Annotated in this window: 15 protein-coding genes; 6 read left to right on the top strand and 9 right to left on the bottom strand. The window is 54.9% G+C overall.

Annotated elements, in window-relative coordinates; genetic code table 11:
• Nucleotides 1-187: 187 nt before the first annotated feature.
• From PMI41_RS19390 to PMI41_RS19350, 9 genes are all read right to left on the bottom strand, one after another.
• Nucleotides 188-1,912, bottom strand: coding sequence for an ABC transporter substrate-binding protein (locus tag PMI41_RS19390; protein WP_008127690.1), 1,725 nt, complete (start codon nt 1,910-1,912; stop codon nt 188-190).
• 90 nt (nt 1,913-2,002) lie between these two features.
• Nucleotides 2,003-2,269: a DUF2160 domain-containing protein gene (locus tag PMI41_RS25645; RefSeq protein WP_040855978.1), complete on the bottom strand. Its 267-nt coding sequence runs from the start codon at nt 2,267-2,269 to the stop codon at nt 2,003-2,005.
• Nucleotides 2,270-2,409: 140 nt separating this feature from the next.
• The gene (locus tag PMI41_RS19380; RefSeq protein WP_040855975.1) at nt 2,410-3,228 is read right to left on the bottom strand and encodes a carbohydrate ABC transporter permease; all 819 of its coding nucleotides are present in this window, start codon (nt 3,226-3,228) and stop codon (nt 2,410-2,412) included.
• 79 nt (nt 3,229-3,307) lie between these two features.
• A complete protein-coding gene (locus tag PMI41_RS19375) occupies nt 3,308-4,174 on the bottom strand; it encodes a sugar ABC transporter permease (protein WP_008127687.1) in 867 nt (288 codons plus the stop codon).
• 2 nt (nt 4,175-4,176) lie between these two features.
• Nucleotides 4,177-5,244 (bottom strand): ABC transporter ATP-binding protein, encoded by a 1,068-nt coding sequence (locus tag PMI41_RS19370; RefSeq protein ID WP_008127685.1) that lies wholly within the window; start codon nt 5,242-5,244, stop codon nt 4,177-4,179.
• A gap of 2 nt (nt 5,245-5,246) precedes the next feature.
• Nucleotides 5,247-6,329 (bottom strand): ABC transporter ATP-binding protein, encoded by a 1,083-nt coding sequence (locus PMI41_RS19365; RefSeq protein ID WP_008127681.1) that lies wholly within the window; start codon nt 6,327-6,329, stop codon nt 5,247-5,249.
• 52 nt (nt 6,330-6,381) lie between these two features.
• Nucleotides 6,382-7,908 carry a glycerol-3-phosphate dehydrogenase gene (gene glpD, locus PMI41_RS19360; protein ID WP_244423977.1) on the bottom strand — a complete coding sequence of 509 codons (1,527 nt, stop codon included), beginning with the start codon at nt 7,906-7,908 and terminating at the stop codon, nt 6,382-6,384.
• Between the two features lie 130 nt (nt 7,909-8,038).
• Nucleotides 8,039-8,803 carry a DeoR/GlpR family DNA-binding transcription regulator gene (locus tag PMI41_RS19355; protein ID WP_008127679.1) on the bottom strand — a complete coding sequence of 255 codons (765 nt, stop codon included), beginning with the start codon at nt 8,801-8,803 and terminating at the stop codon, nt 8,039-8,041.
• Between the two features lie 194 nt (nt 8,804-8,997).
• Nucleotides 8,998-10,023 (bottom strand): LacI family DNA-binding transcriptional regulator, encoded by a 1,026-nt coding sequence (locus tag PMI41_RS19350; protein ID WP_008127678.1) that lies wholly within the window; start codon nt 10,021-10,023, stop codon nt 8,998-9,000.
• A gap of 213 nt (nt 10,024-10,236) precedes the next feature.
• Here PMI41_RS19350 and denD point away from each other — a divergent pair, with 213 nt between their 5' ends.
• From denD to PMI41_RS19320, 6 genes are all read left to right on the top strand, one after another.
• Nucleotides 10,237-11,226: a D-erythronate dehydrogenase gene (denD, locus tag PMI41_RS19345; protein WP_008127677.1), complete on the top strand. Its 990-nt coding sequence runs from the start codon at nt 10,237-10,239 to the stop codon at nt 11,224-11,226.
• On the top strand, nt 11,223-11,996 hold the full coding sequence (locus PMI41_RS19340) for an SDR family oxidoreductase (protein ID WP_008127676.1): 774 nt from the start codon (nt 11,223-11,225) through the stop codon (nt 11,994-11,996). The genes denD and PMI41_RS19340 overlap by 4 nt, the downstream gene beginning before the upstream one ends.
• 58 nt (nt 11,997-12,054) lie before the next feature.
• On the top strand, nt 12,055-13,119 hold the full coding sequence (ugpC, locus tag PMI41_RS19335) for a sn-glycerol-3-phosphate ABC transporter ATP-binding protein UgpC (protein ID WP_008127675.1): 1,065 nt from the start codon (nt 12,055-12,057) through the stop codon (nt 13,117-13,119).
• Between the two features lie 121 nt (nt 13,120-13,240).
• Complete coding sequence (locus PMI41_RS19330; protein ID WP_008127673.1) at nt 13,241-14,557, top strand: ABC transporter substrate-binding protein; 1,317 nt, start codon at nt 13,241-13,243, stop codon at nt 14,555-14,557.
• Between the two features lie 80 nt (nt 14,558-14,637).
• A complete protein-coding gene (locus PMI41_RS19325; protein WP_008127671.1) occupies nt 14,638-15,570 on the top strand; it encodes a sugar ABC transporter permease in 933 nt (310 codons plus the stop codon).
• Between the two features lie 17 nt (nt 15,571-15,587).
• A complete protein-coding gene (locus PMI41_RS19320) occupies nt 15,588-16,487 on the top strand; it encodes a carbohydrate ABC transporter permease (RefSeq protein WP_008127670.1) in 900 nt (299 codons plus the stop codon).
• Nucleotides 16,488-16,768 lie beyond the last annotated feature (281 nt).

Genomic DNA, 16,768 nt, shown 5'->3' with positions numbered 1-16,768 from the left:
GACCTCGGCATCAGCAGGTCAGCCACGCTCGGCCTCAGCTATACCGGGCAGTTCTCATCCCAGAACCATGACAACGCCGTCAAGGCCGACCTCAGCGTCAGGTTCTGACAAGCAGCTATTCGGAGCTGTTGTACAAACAAAAAAGGCGGCGCCGAAGCGCCGCCCTCTCCCCTCAATGCTTTGAGATTTACTTGTTCCAGCTCTTGACCAGCTCATCATAATTGATGGTCTGTGGCTTTTCTTTTTCGTTCTCGATCTTCAACTGAGGTGCGAGGTGGCCATTCTTGACCGCATCGGCATTCCAGTAAGCAAGATCATGTTCTTCAGCCATTTTCGGTCCGATATCGCCCTGAATGCCAGCGCGTTCCAGACGTTCCATGACCTTTTCCTGTTCGGCGCAAAGTGAATCCATCGCTTCCTGTGCAGTCTTGGCACCGGAGGATGCATCACCGATTGCCTGCCACCAGAGCTGAGCCAGCTTTGGATAATCAGGAACGTTGGTGCCGGTTGGCGACCACTGAACGCGAGCAGGCGAACGATAGAATTCGATCAGACCACCGAGTTCCGGAGCACGCTTGGTGAAGCTTTCATGCTGGATCGAGCTTTCGCGGATCAAGGTCAGACCCACATGGCTCTTCTTGACGTCAACAGTCTTCGATGTGACGAACTGGGCATAGAGCCAGGCCGCCTTGGCGCGATCATCCGGTGTTGACTTGAGCAAGGTCCAGGAACCCACATCCTGATAACCAAGCTTCATGCCGTCTTTCCAGTAAACGCCATGCGGTGAAGGTGCCATGCGCCATTTCGGCGTACCATCATCATTCATGACCGGCAGACCTTTTTTGACCATGTCGGCAGTGAAGGCGGTATACCAGAATATCTGCTGGGCAACGTTGCCCTGTGCAGGAACCGGACCTGATTCCGAGAAGGTCATGCCCTGTGCTTCCGGTGGTGCATATGCCTTCATCCAGTCCAGATATTTCTGGATGGAGTAGACCGAAGCCGGACCGTTTGTATCACCGCCGCGAGCGACGCAGGAACCGACCGGCTGTGACTTCTCGTTGACCTTGATGCCCCATTCATCGACCGGCAGACCATTTGGCAGGCCCTTGTCACCATTGCCGGCCATGGAAAGCCAGGCATCGGTGAAGCGCCATCCAAGTGATGGATCTTTCTTGCCATAGTCCATGTGACCATAGACTTTCTTGCCATCGATTTCACGGCCGGTGAAGAATTCGGCAATGTCCTCATAGGCCGACCAGTTGACCGGCACACCGAGGTCGTATCCATACTTCGCCTTGAAGTCGGCCTTGTTCTTTTCGTCGTTGAACCAATCATAGCGGAACCAGTAGAGGTTCGCGAACTGCTGGTCAGGCAGCTGATAGAGCTTGCCGTCTGGAGCAGTCGTGAACTTGGTACCGATGAAATCATCAAGGTCGAGGCCGGGATTGGTAACATCTTTGCCCTCATTGGCCATCCAGTCAGTCAGGCTACGAGCCTGCTGGTAGCGCCAGTGGGTGCCGATGAGATCCGAGTCGTTGACATAGGCGTCATAGACGTTTTCGCCGGACTGCATCTGTGTCTGCAGCTTTTCAACGACGTCACCTTCACCTATAAGGTCATGGGTGATCTTGATGCCGGTGATGTCCGTGAATGCCTTGGCCAATGTCTTGGATTCATATTCATGGGTGGTGATCGTTTCTGAAACCACTTTGATATCCATGCCGGCAAAAGGCTTTGCCGCATCGATGAACCACTGCATTTCCTTTTCCTGACCTGCACGGTCAAGGGATGACATATCGCCAATTTCCTTGTCGAGGAAAGCCTTGGCTTCATCCATGCCCGCATAGGCACTTCCGGCCCCCAATAGCAGCGCAAGTGCTGTCGTTGTTGTCAGTATTCGCGTTCGCATTTTAGTCCTCCCAGAGTTGCGATTTGCATGTTTTGAAGGACCGGCGGGTGCCGGGCATTCAATTACTCGCATCGGATTTGGTCCGATGCTTTAGACAAAGCGGAACACGCCGATGGCGTAAACCACAGAGATTGCAAGTGCCCACCAGACATTCGGGCCAATAAGACCGAGCCATGCAAGGTGGATGAAAGCGCTGCCAAGCAGCGACACAAAAAGCCTGTCGCCGCGCGTTGTTTCAAAGCGCAGAATGCCGATGCGCGGATTGCCACCCGGTGAGGCATATTCCCAGACGGCCATCAGCGATATGAGCGCAAAGATGGTCAGGAAGAACAGCGCCGTCGGGAAGGTCCACGCCATCCACCCGCCACCGGCAAGGGGACCGAACCAGTCGCGTGCCCCGCTTTTCAGGGGCACAGCCGTTACAAGCAGGCCAGCCAGAACCGCATAGGCGGCAAGTACAGCGAGGAGAGCTATCGGCCAGCGCCGTGTATTTTCCATCATACCCTCCCCAGGGCAAAGCCCTTGGCGATATAGTTGCGCACGAAATAGATGACGATAGCGCCGGGGATGATAGTCAGCACGCCCGCTGCGGCGAGCACGCCCCAGTCCATGCCCGAGGCGGAAACCGTACGCGTCATGATAGCCGCGATCGGCTTTGCCGCCGTGGTTGTCAACGTACGGGCGATGAGCAGCTCTACCCATGAGAACATGAAGCAGAAGAAGGCAGCAACACCGATGCCGCTGGCAATAAGCGGGATAAATATCTTCACGAAGAAGCGCGGGAATGAGTAACCGTCAATATAGGCGGTTTCGTCGATCTCTTTGGGAACACCGGACATGAAGCCTTCGAGAATCCAAACGGCCAGCGGCACATTGAACAGGCAATGCGCGAGGGCAACAGCGATGTGCGTATCGATCAGACCGAAGGCCGAGTAGAGCTGGAAGAATGGCAGGGCGAAAACAGCAGGAGGCGCCATGCGGTTTGTCAGCAGCCAGAAGAACAGGTGCTTGTCGCCGAGGAAGCGGTAGCGTGAGAACGCATAGGCCGCAGGCAATGCGGCAAGCACGGAGATTACCGTGTTCATCACCACATAGATGATCGAATTTATATAGCCCTTATACCAGGAAGGGTCCGTGAAAATGACCGCGTAGTTATTCAACGTCGGGCTTTGAGGCCAGAGCGAAAACGTTCCAAGGATTTCCTGATTGGTCTTGAAACTCATATTGATGAGCCAGTAGATCGGCAGCATCAGGAAGACGATGTAAAGCGTCGGGATCAGCCACCAGAACTTCGACTCATCGCCGCGCTTGCGCATGCGGCGGGCAAGCGCCTTGTCGATCCGGGCCTGTTCAGGGCTGACGTCTGACGTGGTGCGGGCAACAGATTCTGACATCTCAGCGCTCCGCGTCATAGTTGGTCATGACGGTGTAGAACACCCATGACATCAGGAGGATGATAAGGAAGTAGATGATCGACATGGCCGCGGCAGGTCCAAGGTCGAACTGACCGACCGCCATCTTGACCAGATCGATGGACAGGAAGGTTGTCGAATTGCCGGGACCGCCGCCGGTGACGACGAATGGTTCGGTATAGATCATGAAACTGTCCATGAACCGAAGAAGGACGGCGATCAGCAATACGCGGTTCATCTTTGGCAGCTGGATATAACGGAACACAGCCCAACGCGATGCGCCATCAATCTTGGCCGCCTGATAGAAGGCGTCGGGGATCGAAACCAGCCCGGCATAGCAGAGCAATACCACAAGGCTGGTCCAGTGCCAGACATCCATGATGATGACAGTGAACCATGCATGCATCGGGTTCTGCACATAGTTGTAATTGATGCCGAGACGTTCAAGCGTATGGCCGAGCAGACCGATATCGACGCGTCCGAATACCTGCCAGATCGTGCCGACCACATTCCATGGAATGAGCAGCGGCAGCGCCATCAGAACGAGACAGACGGGAACGCCCCAGCCCTTGCGCGGCATGTTGAGCGCGATGATGATCCCGAGCGGAATCTCGATGATGAGAATGATGAAAGAGAAAAACAGGTTCCGGCCAAGCGCCGCATGGAAGCGTTCGGATGTGAGCATTTCCGTGAACCACTCCGTACCGGCCCAGAAGAACTGGTTATTGCCGAACGTGTCCTGCACCGAATAGTTGACCACGGTCATCAATGGGATCACTGCCGAGAAAGCCACGAGAAGCAGCACGGGCAGAACCATGAACCAGGCTTTGTTGTTCCAGGTCTTTTCCATGATCAGTTTCCTCCCACGCGCCAGCTATCGGCATAGATATTTATGCCCTTCGGGTCGAAGGTGATGTGTGGATCGGCAGGGATATCTTCACCCTCGCCGACGATGACTGCGATGTCCTGATTTTCGAGGCGTGTGCGTACAATCTTGTGACGCCCGATATCCTCGACCTTGGCGATTTTCACCGGCATGCCGGAGCGTCCAATGCGAACATATTCCGGGCGGATGCCAAGCTCGATCTTCTTGGCATCGGCTGGCGTAACAGGTGTAGGAAGTTGTATCTGGTGCGCACCAATTTGCGCCGTACCGCCGGCCAGCTTCACCGGCATGACATTCATGCCGGGCGATCCGATGAAATAGCCAACGAATGTGTGCTTAGGCCGTTCGAACAATTCTTCCGGTGTACCGATCTGCACGATCTCACCGTCATACATGACGACCACTTTCTGGGCGAAGGTCAGGGCTTCCGTCTGGTCATGCGTGACATAGACCATCGTATAACCGAAACGCTGATGCAACTGCTTCAACTGCGAGCGCAGCACCCATTTCATATGCGGGTCGATAACCGTCAGCGGCTCATCAAAAAGGATGGCGTTTACGTCAGAGCGGACAAGTCCGCGACCGAGCGAAATCTTTTGCTTCTGGTCGGCAGTCAGGCCACGGGCTTTCTTATTCGCCCAGCTTGCAAGGTCGATCATCTCCAGCGTCTCGCGCACCTTGGCGTCGATCTCGGATTCGGCAACGCCGCGATTGCGCAGCGGAAAAGCGAGATTGTCGTAGACGGTCATGGTGTCGTAGATGACCGGAAACTGGAACACCTGCGCAATGTTGCGCTCTTGCGTCGAAAGGTTGGTAACGTCCTGCCCGTTGAACAGCAATTGCCCATGCGACGGGTGGATAAGCCCGGAAATGATGTTCAACAATGTGGTCTTGCCGCAGCCAGATGGGCCGAGCAGCGCATAGGCGCCGCCATCTTCCCAGCTGTGATGAACTTCGCGCAACGCATAATCCTTATCCGACTTCGGATTGGGGCCGTAGGCGTGGCGAATGTGATTAAGGTCGATGCGAGCCATCTTTATGCCGCCAGTTTCTGGGCGCGGCGAACAGAACTGCCGTTGCCGTCAAAAATCATCAGGTTGCGCGGGTCGATGAAGATATCAATTTCCTCATCGGGTGTATGAATGTGGATGCCATGCGCCAGCATGGTCCAGCGCGCATCGGCAAAGGACAGATGTACGAAGCTTTCAGAGCCGGTAATTTCAGTTGCAGTAACGCGCGCCTTCAATCCGATTTCTTCGGCATTGCTGCGCACCGTATTGATGTGATGCGGCTGGAAGCCGATTGTATAAGTGCCGTCAGCAATGTCCGTCAGATGCGAAGGGATTGGCAGGGTCAAGCCGCCTTCCAGCTGGAAGGCCTTGCCGAATTTGGCAAGCGCGATTGTGTTCAGCGGCGGATCGGCAAAAGTCTGTGCGGTAACAAGGTCATCCGGCTTACGGAATACCTCAATGGTAGGCCCGAATTGTGTTACCCGGCCCTCTGAAAGCGTTGCTGTGCTGCCGCCAAGCAACAATGCCTCGTGCGGCTCGGTAGTCGCATAAACGAAGATCGTGCCGGACTCGGCGAATATCCGTGGCAATTCCTGACGCAATTCCTCGCGCAGCTTGTAATCGAGATTAGCCAGCGGTTCATCGAGCAGCACCAGCTTGGCATTCTTCACGATAGCACGGGCCAGCGCCGTGCGCTGCTGCTGGCCACCGGAAAGGCTGAGTGGCGTCCGATCAAGATAAGGCGTGAGTTTGAGGATTTCAGCGGCTTTGCGCACTTCCCGATCAATGGTCGCCTTGTCGGCGCCTGCGACACGCATGGGCGAGGCGATGTTTTCATAGACCGTGAAAGCGGGATAGTTGATGAACTGCTGATACACCATGGCGACGGAACGCTTCTGAACTGGAACGCCAGTCACATCCTGACCATCGAACCACACCGAGCCGGAAGTTGGCACGTCAAGGCCGGCCATGATGCGCATGAGACTGGTCTTGCCGGACAGGGTGGGCCCGAGCAGAACATTCAGCGTCGCATGTTCCAAAGTCAGCGATATATCGCTGAGGTGCGACTTGCCGCCCACCATCTTGGATACATTCCGCAGTTCCAGCATTACTTCTCCTCCCAGAGCCGACACGCGCTTTCAGCACGCATCAACGGTATATTTATTCTGCAGCAATAGCGCGCCGTCTGTCGACTGCGCCTTCCATGAAATGATCCAGAGCCCCAGCCTCATCGGCACTTAGATGCAAGCCCTTCTTGGTTCTGCGCCACAGTACATCCTGCGCGGTCAGTGCCCATTCTTGCTCTATCTGATAGCGCACTTCAGCCTCGTATAAATCCGATCCAAAATGCTTACCCAAATCACCAAGAGACTTTGCATTACCAAGCAAAGTACGGGCCTTTGTGCCGTAAAGCCGGAAAAGCCGACGCGCATGCGCTGCATCAAGGAATGGATAATCTATCCTCAGCTTCTGCAACTCGCTATCAAAAGCCGTCACAGCAAAATTGCCGCCGGGCAAAGTGCCTGTTGCAGTCCATGGCTTGCCGCGTTTGCCGAGCTGATCTTCGATCTTTTCAAGCATATGTTCCGACAACCGGCGGAATGTGGTGATCTTGCCTCCGAAGATATTCAGGATTGGCGCACGACCTTCCGGAGCGTCGGTCTTCAACACGTAATCCCGGGTGGCTTCCTGCGCTTTGGATGCACCATCATCGTAAAGCGGACGCACGCCGGAATAGGTCCAGACTACATCTTCACGCTTGACCGGCTCGACAAAATATTCGCTGGCTGCGGCACAGAGATAATCGATTTCTGTATCGCTGATTTTCACTTCGGCAGGATTGCCATGATAATCCTGATCGGTTGTGCCAATCAGGGTGAAATCCTGCTCATAGGGAATAGCGAAGATGATGCGGCCATCAGTATTCTGGAAGAAATAGGCGCGCGGATCGTCGAACTTCTTTTTCACGACGATATGACTGCCCTGCACCAGACGGACATTATGCGCATTGTTGCTGCCGACAACGCCAGTCAACACTTCATCCACCCAAGGGCCGGCAGCATTGACCACAAGCTTCGCCCGCACCTCTTCCTTTGCGCCGGTCAGGCTGTCCTGCAATGTAAGGGTCCAGTGATCACTTTCCCTTACAGCGCTGATGACCTTAGTGCGCGTGCGGATAATCGCACCGCGATCGGCAGCGTCTCGTGCATTGAGCGCAACGAAGCGGGCGTCATTAACCCAGCAATCGGAATACTCAAACGCTTTTGTATAGAGCGATTTCAACGGCTTTGCAGCCGGATCGCGGGTCATGTCCAATGTACGGGTGACGGGCAACTTCTTGCGCCCGCCAATATGATCATAAAGGAAAAGACCAAGCCGCAGCAGCCATGCTGGACGCAAGCCCTTGTGATGCGGCAATACAAAACGCATTGGCCAGATAATGTGCGGGGCACAGGCCCAAAGAACCTCACGCTCCATCAATGACTCGCGCACAAGGCGAAATTCGTAATGTTCGAGATAGCGCAGACCGCCATGGATAAGCTTGGTCGAACCGGAGGATGTGCCGCTGGCAAGGTCATTCATCTCGGCAAGGAAAACCGAATAGCCGCGACCCACTGCATCACGCGCAATGCCGCAGCCATTGATGCCGCCGCCTATGACGAAGATATCGTAAACCTGGCCAGTCAAATCTTTCCCCACCCTCATTTCGCATCGCACCATCAATTCGCAACTGCGAAAGGAAAGTGCTGAAATTTCGAAAGCAATACGAAACTAAAATGAACTATAGCGCGCAACTGAAGAACGCACAAGAGGTGTGTCAGACAGAGGTTTCAATCAATCGAACGTCCGCATCGATGCATATCTGGCGTATCGCCTCGCTTTCGCAGCGGTCTGTAATGAATGTATTGACTTGCGAAAGGTGTCCTATGCGCACTGGTGCCGTTCGCTCGAACTTTGTTGAGTCCGAAACAAGGATAACGTGGCGCGCATTGGCCATGATCGCCTGCGCAACCTTGACCTCGCGAAAATCGAAATCGAGCAGAGCTCCATCGCTATCTATTGCCGAGGTTCCAATCACGGCAAAATCGACCTTGAACTGGCGAATGAAATCCACTGCCGCTTCGCCGACAATACCGCCATCCGATCCACGAACGACACCGCCGGCAATGACCACCTCGATATCCGGGTAAACACGTAACCTATTGGCAACATTTATATTATTTGTGATGATCATCATACCTCTGCGGTCAAGCAGCGCCTGCCCCACCGCTTCGGTTGTGGTGCCTATATTGACGAAGAGCGAAGCATTATCCGGGATCAGCGTTGCGGCGGCCCGGCCTATGGCTTCCTTCTCGCTGGCAGCTATCAGCCGCCGCGCTTCATATTCAAGATTTTGCACTCCTGAAGGGAACAATGCACCGCCATGAATACGGGTGAGAAACCGCTGGTCGCACAGATCATTGAGGTCTTTGCGAATGGTTTGTGGGGTCACATTGAAATGCAGCGCAAGATCATCGACCAGCACACGACCATGCTCCTTGGCCATCTCCAGGATTTCGGCATGCCGGGGAGCAAGAAACATGGAACAAGCTTTCATTTTCGTTTTGGTGAGTTCTATACGAAAACGAAAACAACAATATGTCAATCATGGCAGAAGCGAAACCGGCTAAGTTTTCACCGGATTGGATAAATCGGGTATATCGAATGCATTGGCGTTGTGCGTGGTTCGCCCTTCGACAAGCTCAGGAGGGCGAACCACGCATGAAGTTGATGCAACTAAGCCGTTCCGCCCTCGATAATATCGAACCCGGTATTGATGATTGTTTTTTCTGCCGGGCGTTCGCGGCTTTCCAGCAGTTTTTCTGCAGCGGTTTTGCCGATCAGAAATCGTTTTGACAGAATCGTGGAGAGCGGCAGAGGCATGACCTGTCCGATATCCAAACCATTGAAGCCGAAAAGGCCTAGCCGCTCCTTGATGGCAATGCCCGCATGCATGCAATGGAAAATACCGCCCATGGCCATATCATCATTTGGGAAGATCACGACATCCAGATCGGGATGCGCGGCAAGCAGTTTTTCCAGAAGCTCACGCCCGGCAATTGTCGAGCCGCCACCGGGCGAGCGCATTTCCGCAACCAGCGAAAGCCCCGCTTCCTGCAAAGCAGTGCACAAGCCTTCATAACGCGCCTTGGCCCGATCATCATGAACCAGCATATGCCCGGCATAGCCAAACTTGCGGTATCCTCGCTTGATGAGATGGCGTCCGGTTTCATAGCCAGCCTGGCGGTGTGACATGCCCACAGCAATATCGACGGGATCACCATCAATATCCATCAGTTCGGCAACGCGAAACCTACCCTGCTCCAAATGCTTTCGCGCTGTGGGTGTGTGATGCAATCCAGCGAGAATGACTGCGGCAGGCTGCCAAGCCAGAAATGACAGAAGAATGCGCTCTTCGATCAGTGGATCATAGTCGGTGACGCCGATAACCGGCTGAAACGCTGTTTCGGTAATCGCCGTGTGTATGCCGCGCAGCACGTCCGGGAACACGATATTGGACAGGGATGGCAGTATTACCGTCATAAGTGTCGAGGCAGCGGAGGCAAGGCTGCCTGCGGCGCGATTGGGAATATAACCAAGCTGGGCGATTGCAGCGAGAACGCGGGTTCGCGTTGCATCCGCGATAGGACCCTGATTGCGAACAACGCGGGAAACCGTGATTTCGCTCATGCCCGCAAGCCGCGCAACATCAGCCAAGGTCGGTGTACCGGCGTTTCGATTAGCGTTGCGTTTGCGGGCCATGGTGTCCCATCCAAGGCATTTCTAAAGAATAATGACAGCGCTACCATAAAATACTTGATGAAAGCTAGTCAGTGTGCATAACTTTATGACAGCGCTAACATTAGAACTGTTCGCATCAATTCTGTTGTCATGATTCCGGACGGAAAACCGGCACCTACTTTTTCTGGAATTGCCTTTAGCCCGGGAGGGGCTTCGCAGGGAGGAATACCGCATATGCATGTTTTGGTGATCGGTGCAGCCGGAATGGTTGGCCGCAAGCTTTTGGACAAGATCGCGGCCAATCCGGGCGCGCTTGGGTCCGATATCGACAAACTGACGCTGGTTGATGTTTTTGAACCGGTGGCACCAGCGGCCTTTGCCGGCATATCCAACACGATCGCAGCAGACCTTTCAGACCCCGGTATCCCAGAAAAACTGATCGCCACTCGCCCTGATATGATCTTTCACCTTGCGGCCATTGTTTCCGGTGAAGCAGAGGCCGATTTTGAAAAAGGCTATAAGGTCAATCTTGACGGTACGCGCTCCCTGTTTGAAGCCATCAGGATTGAGGGACAGCGCGAGCCTTACAGACCGCGCGTCATCTTCGCCTCTTCTATTGCTGTTTTCGGCACGCCCTTTCCGGACAAGATCGGCGACGAGTTTTTCACGACACCGCTCACAAGCTATGGCACGCAAAAGGCCATTTCCGAGCTTTTGCTTTCCGACTATAGCCGCAGAGGCTTCTTTGACGGTATCGGCATTCGCCTGCCAACCATATGCATTCGCCCCGGCAAGCCGAACAAGGCCGCCTCCGGCTTTTTCTCCAACATTCTGCGCGAACCACTTTCGGGGCAGGAAGCCATTCTTCCAGTCGATGAAAATGTTCGGCACTGGTTTGCCAGCCCACGCTCCGCAGTCGGCTTCTTCATTCATGCCGCGACATTGGATCTCGAAAAAGTAGGGCCACGGCGCAATCTTTCCATGCCCGGGCTTTCTGCGCTTGTCGGAGAGGAGATCGCCGCATTGCAGCGTGTGGCCGGTGACAGGGCCGTAAAACTTATTCGGCGTGAACCAGACGCAACAATCCAGAAGATCGTTGCCGGTTGGGCTACGGATTTTGACACATCGCGCGCGGCCAAGCTCGGCTTCAAGGCGGAGACCGCCTTTGACGACATCATCAAGGCTCATATTGACGATGAATTGGGCGGAAAGATTCCAGCATGAGTGTGATCGATTCAGGTAAAGGCAAAATCGCTCTGGTGACAGGCGGCGGTACCGGCGTTGGCAAGGCAATCACCACTGCCTTGCTGGGCGTTGGCTATACGGTTGTGATTTCCGGCAGACGCAAGGATGTGCTTGAAGATGCGGCCAAGACTTTAGCAACCGAGACCGGCGGCGCAGTCAAACCCATCACCGCCGATGTGAGCGATCCGAACTCCGTCGCAGCGCTTTTCGAGGCGATCAAAAGCGAGTTTGGCCGACTGGACCTTCTGGTCAACAATGCAGGCATTAATGTTCCGAACATTGCCATGGAAGAACTGACATTCGAGCATTGGAACGCAATTGTCGGCGCAAACCTGACCGGTGTGTTTCTTTGCACACAGCAGGCAATGAAGCTGATGAAGGCGCAATCGCCCCGTGGTGGACGCATTATCAATAATGGTTCAATCTCGGCCCAGACCCCACGTCCCAACACGGCACCCTATACGGCAACAAAACATGCCGTAACCGGCATGACGAAATCGACGGCGTTGGATGGCAGGCCTTTCGATATTGCCTGCGGTCAGATCGATATCGGCAATGCCACGACTGAAATGACATCAAAAATGGCGGGCGGCGTCATACAGGCCAATGGCGAGATTGCCAGCGAGCCGACAATACCGGCGCATCATATTGGAGATGCGGTGGTCTACATGGCAAGCCTGCCGCTGGACGCGAATGTACTGACAATGACGATCATGGCGACGAAAATGCCATTGGTCGGACGCGGATAAATCATAGGGCAGCACTTTGGGAGAAGTGCCGCCTGATATAATTCCTGGAGGAGAGCGCATGGCATCGGTTGAATTCGCCGACGTACGAAAATCATTCGGTACGCACCCCGTCATCAAGGGTGTCGACATCAAGATTGAAGATGGCGAATTCGTCATCCTTGTCGGGCCCTCCGGCTGCGGCAAGTCCACGCTGCTGCGGATGCTCGCCGGGCTGGAGAATATCTCCGCAGGCGAAATCAAAATCGGCGGCCAGGTCGTGAACGGCCTTGCGCCCAAGGAACGCGACATCGCCATGGTGTTCCAGAATTATGCGCTTTATCCGCATATGACTGTCGCCGACAATATGGCTTTCTCGCTGACGCTGAAGCGTGCCTCGAAGGCCGAGATCGACAAGCGCGTGAAGCCTGCGGCGGAAATCCTCGGGCTGACTCCGCTGCTTGACCGCTTCCCGCGCCAGCTTTCCGGCGGACAGCGTCAACGGGTTGCCATGGGCCGCGCCATTGTCCGCGATCCGCAGGTTTTCCTTTTCGACGAGCCTTTGTCCAACCTTGATGCCAAGCTGCGTGTCGCCATGCGCGCCGAGATCAAGGAACTGCATCAGCGGCTGAAGACCACGACTGTTTATGTTACGCACGACCAGATCGAAGCCATGACCATGGCCGACAAAATTGTCGTCATGCATGACGGTCTGGTCGAGCAGATCGGTGCTCCGCTTGAGCTTTATGATCAGCCAGCCAACCTGTTCGTTGCCAGCTTCATCGGTTCCCCTGCCATGAACATGATCAAAGGCAAGCTTGATCCAAGCAGCGCGCTCAAGTTCAAGACTGATAACGGCGTTGAACTGCCCGTTGCCAAGGCACCGGAAAGTGCCAAGGGACGTGCACTGGTCTACGGTCTGCGGCCGGAACACATGACCATTGCCGAAGGTGGCATTCCTGCCGAAGTCGTCGTTATCGAGCCTACCGGCTCCGAAACCCAGATGATCATGCGCGTTGGCGGCGACCTCGTCACCGGCGTTTTCCACCAGCGTATCAGCGCCAGGCCCGGCGAGACAGTTGGTCTGTCGATCCACGCGGAAGCAACATATCTGTTCGATGCGGAGACTGGCAAGCGGCTGGTCTAGAGCCTTTTGATAAGCGGTGCCTGCCGGTCGGGAGCAGGTCTTCGTCATAAAGCCCCGGCACTGTCATGGCCTGAAATGTGGGAGCATTTCAGAAGCCTTTTACAACCAAGGAGGAGCAAGAATGACCATCAATAGAAGACATCTTCTCGGCGCATCCGCCGGACTAGTCGCCGCCGCCGGGCTGAACCGTTTTGGCCTGACACCGGCCTTTGCGCAAGCCGCAGCGCCCGCCTACAAGCCTGAAGAAGGCGCTACGCTTCGCCTGCTGCGCTGGGTTCCATTCGTGCCAGCAGAAGAAGCTGCATGGCTGGCCAATACTAAAAAGTTCACCGACGCCACAGGCGTTGCCGTGCGCGTCGACAAGGAAAGCTGGGAGGACGTGCGCCCGAAGGCTGCTGTTGCTGCCAATGTCGGCTCCGGTCCAGATATGGTCATGAGCTGGTTTGACGATCCTCAGCAATATCCCGACAAACTGATCGACGTGACCGAGCTTGGCGAATATCTCGGCGGCGCTCATGGCGGCTGGTATGCCGGTCTTGAAGGCTATGCCAAGCGCGACGGCAAGTTTATCGCTCTTCCGCTCTGCGCCATCGGCAATGCGGTCATCTATCGCGACAGCCACATGAAAGCTGCCGGTTTTCAGGAGTTTCCGAAGGATACGGCGGGCTTTCTTGAACTGTGCAAGGCGCTGCAGGCCAAGGGCACACCGGCTGGTTTTCCCCATGGCAAGGCAGTGGGCGACGGCAACAATTATGCCCACTGGCTGCTCTGGAGCCATGGCGGCATGATGGTTGACGAGAGCGGCAAGGTTGTCATCAACAGCCCTGAAACTCTGGCTTCGGTGAAGTATGCTCAGGAACTCTACAAGACCTTCATCCCGGGCACTGAAAGTTGGCAGGACGTCAACAATAACCGCGCTTTCCTTGCACGGCAGGTATCGCTGACCGCAAATGGCGTTTCGGCCTATTATGCAGCCAAGAAAGATCCATCCATGGCGGATATTGCCGAAGATATGCGCTCGACCAACCTGCCTATCGGCCCGGTCGGCAAGTCAATCGAACTGCATCAAACCTCGACCATTTCGATTTTCAAACACACTAAATATCCAGAAGCCGCAAAAGCCTATCTGCAATTCATGTATCAAGCCGAGAACATGAATTCGTGGATTGAAGGGGCCAGCGCCTATTGTTGCCAGCCGCTCAAGGAATTTGCTGCCAATCCGGTTTGGAAATCCAACCCGATCCATGAAGCCTATGCACGCGCTTCCGAAACACTTCGCCCGAATGGCTTTGCCGGACCGCTCGGAACAGCATCCGCAGGTGTCATGGCGGATTATGTACTGGTCGATATGTATGCCACAGCAGTGACCGGCCAGATGACGGCAGAGGATGCCATTGCACAGGCGGAAAAGCGCGCCAACCGCTACTACGCCACCTAACCAGTAAAAGCCTTCCGCCGCCGGAACGCGGCGGAAGGCTTTCTTTTAACATTCGAAGCCGACGCAACCGGAGATATCCGATGACAATGACGCCGACTGCAAAACGAAACTCTGGCTTTGGCGCAATGGCCCGCAGCAACACTGCGGTCGGCCTGTTCTTCATGCTGCCTGCAGCAGTATTCCTCATATGCTTTCTCACCTACCCGCTCGGACTGGGTGTCTGGCTCGGCTTCACTGATGCGAAGATCGGTCGCGATGGCATATTCATCGGCCTCGAAAATTATCAGGCTCTGGCCAATGACAGCGTCTTCTGGATGGCAGTCTACAATACGGTCCTCTACACCTTTATCGCATCCGTGCTGAAGTTCGGGCTGGGGCTCTGGCTGGCGATGATCCTCAACGAACACCTGCCTTTCAAATCATTCTTCCGCGCCATTATCCTCCTGCCCTGGGTCGTCCCGACAGTATTGTCCGCGCTCGCCTTCTGGTGGATTTACGATGCGCAGTTTTCAATTGTTTCGTGGTCCTTGATGCAGCTCGGCTGGATCGACGGACCAATCAATTTCCTTGGTGATCCCAATAATGCACGCGCTTCGGTGATCGCCGCCAATGTCTGGCGCGGCATTCCTTTCGTTGCAATCTCGCTGCTTGCAGGCTTGCAGACAATCCCGCAGTCACTGCACGAAGCCGCATCACTTGACGGCGCAACAGGTTGGCAACGTTTCCGCTTCATCACATTGCCGATGCTGACACCGATCATTGCGGTGGTCATGACCTTCTCGGTGCTGTTCACCTTCACCGATTTCCAGCTGATCTACGTGCTGACCAAAGGCGGTCCGGTTAATGCTACCCACCTTATGGCAACGCTATCTTTCCAGCGTGGCATCCCCGGCGGGCAACTTGGCGAAGGTGCAGCCATTGCCGTTGCCATGATCCCGTTCCTCCTCGCTTCCATTCTGTTCTCATTTTTCGGCCTTCAGCGCCGCAAATGGCAACAGGGCGGACAAGATTGAGCGGAGGGAGAACGACAATGAGCATTTCCGAACAAACGACAGTCCAGCCGCTCAACGACGAGGCGCAGGGCATGAGCTATCTCAACCGGCTGCCGCGGCGCATCGTCGTGCTTTACCTGCCACTTCTGGTTTTCATAATCGTGCTGTTGTTCCCGTTCTACTGGATGGCAATCACAGCGGTGAAACCCAATGACCAGCTGACTGATTACAACAATTACAGTCCGTTCTGGGTGGTAAAGCCCACACTTGATCACATCAAATATCTGCTGTTCGAAACCTCCTATCCCGGCTGGCTGTGGAACACGATCGTGGTTTCCGTCTGTGCGACTGTGCTCTCACTGGCTGCATCAGTCTTTGCCGCCTATGCCATTGAACGCGTCCGCTTCTCCGGTTCGCGGCCGGTCGGGCTTCTGATCTTCCTCGCCTATCTGGTGCCGCCTTCAATCCTGTTCATTCCGCTGGCGGTGATCGTGTTCAAATTCGGTATCTACGATACCAAGCTTGCGCTGATCTTCACCTATCCCACCTTCCTCATTCCATTCTGCACATGGCTGCTGATGGGTTACTTCCGCTCGATCCCTTTTGAACTTGAGGAAAGTGCTCTTGTGGATGGTGCATCCCGCTGGCAGATTCTGGTGAGGGTCATATTGCCGCTGGCCGTGCCCGGACTGATCTCTGCAGGCATTTTCGCCTTCACATTGTCGTGGAATGAGTTCATCTATGCACTCACCTTCATTCAATCCTCTGAGAACAAGACTGTGCCGGTTGGCGTGCTGACAGAGCTGGTGCGAGGCGATGTTTTCGAGTGGGGTTCGTTGATGGCGGGCGCACTGTTCGGGTCGCTGCCCGTTGTTATCCTCTACTCGTTCTTTGTCGATTATTACGTTTCTTCCATGACCGGCGCGGTCAAGGAATAACAGGAGTCTGGACCAACCAATATGATCGAAATAGCGCCTGAAACGGCAAAAAGATGCGAGGAGAAATGCGAAGGGCGGGGCCTTCCCCCCGGCCGAGCGGTTCGACACTGCAGCTTGCAGCCGTCTCGGCGTCCGGAGGATATGGTCTTTTCGCCCGCCTACTTTGTCGAAAAGGCTCTACAATGGATAAACATTGCCATCGCCTTTTCTCCTCCTATCCAAACGAAAAGCCTCATACCATTTCGACCAGCTTGGCTGGTCCAGACCCCCCAGGAGCCTTC

The organism is Phyllobacterium sp. YR531, assembly GCF_000282595.1.
In the GTDB taxonomy this organism is placed as follows: Bacteria; Pseudomonadota; Alphaproteobacteria; order Rhizobiales; family Rhizobiaceae; genus Phyllobacterium.
Note: the sequence above shows the minus strand (reverse complement) of the source record. Positions and strands in the feature narration are given on the sequence as shown.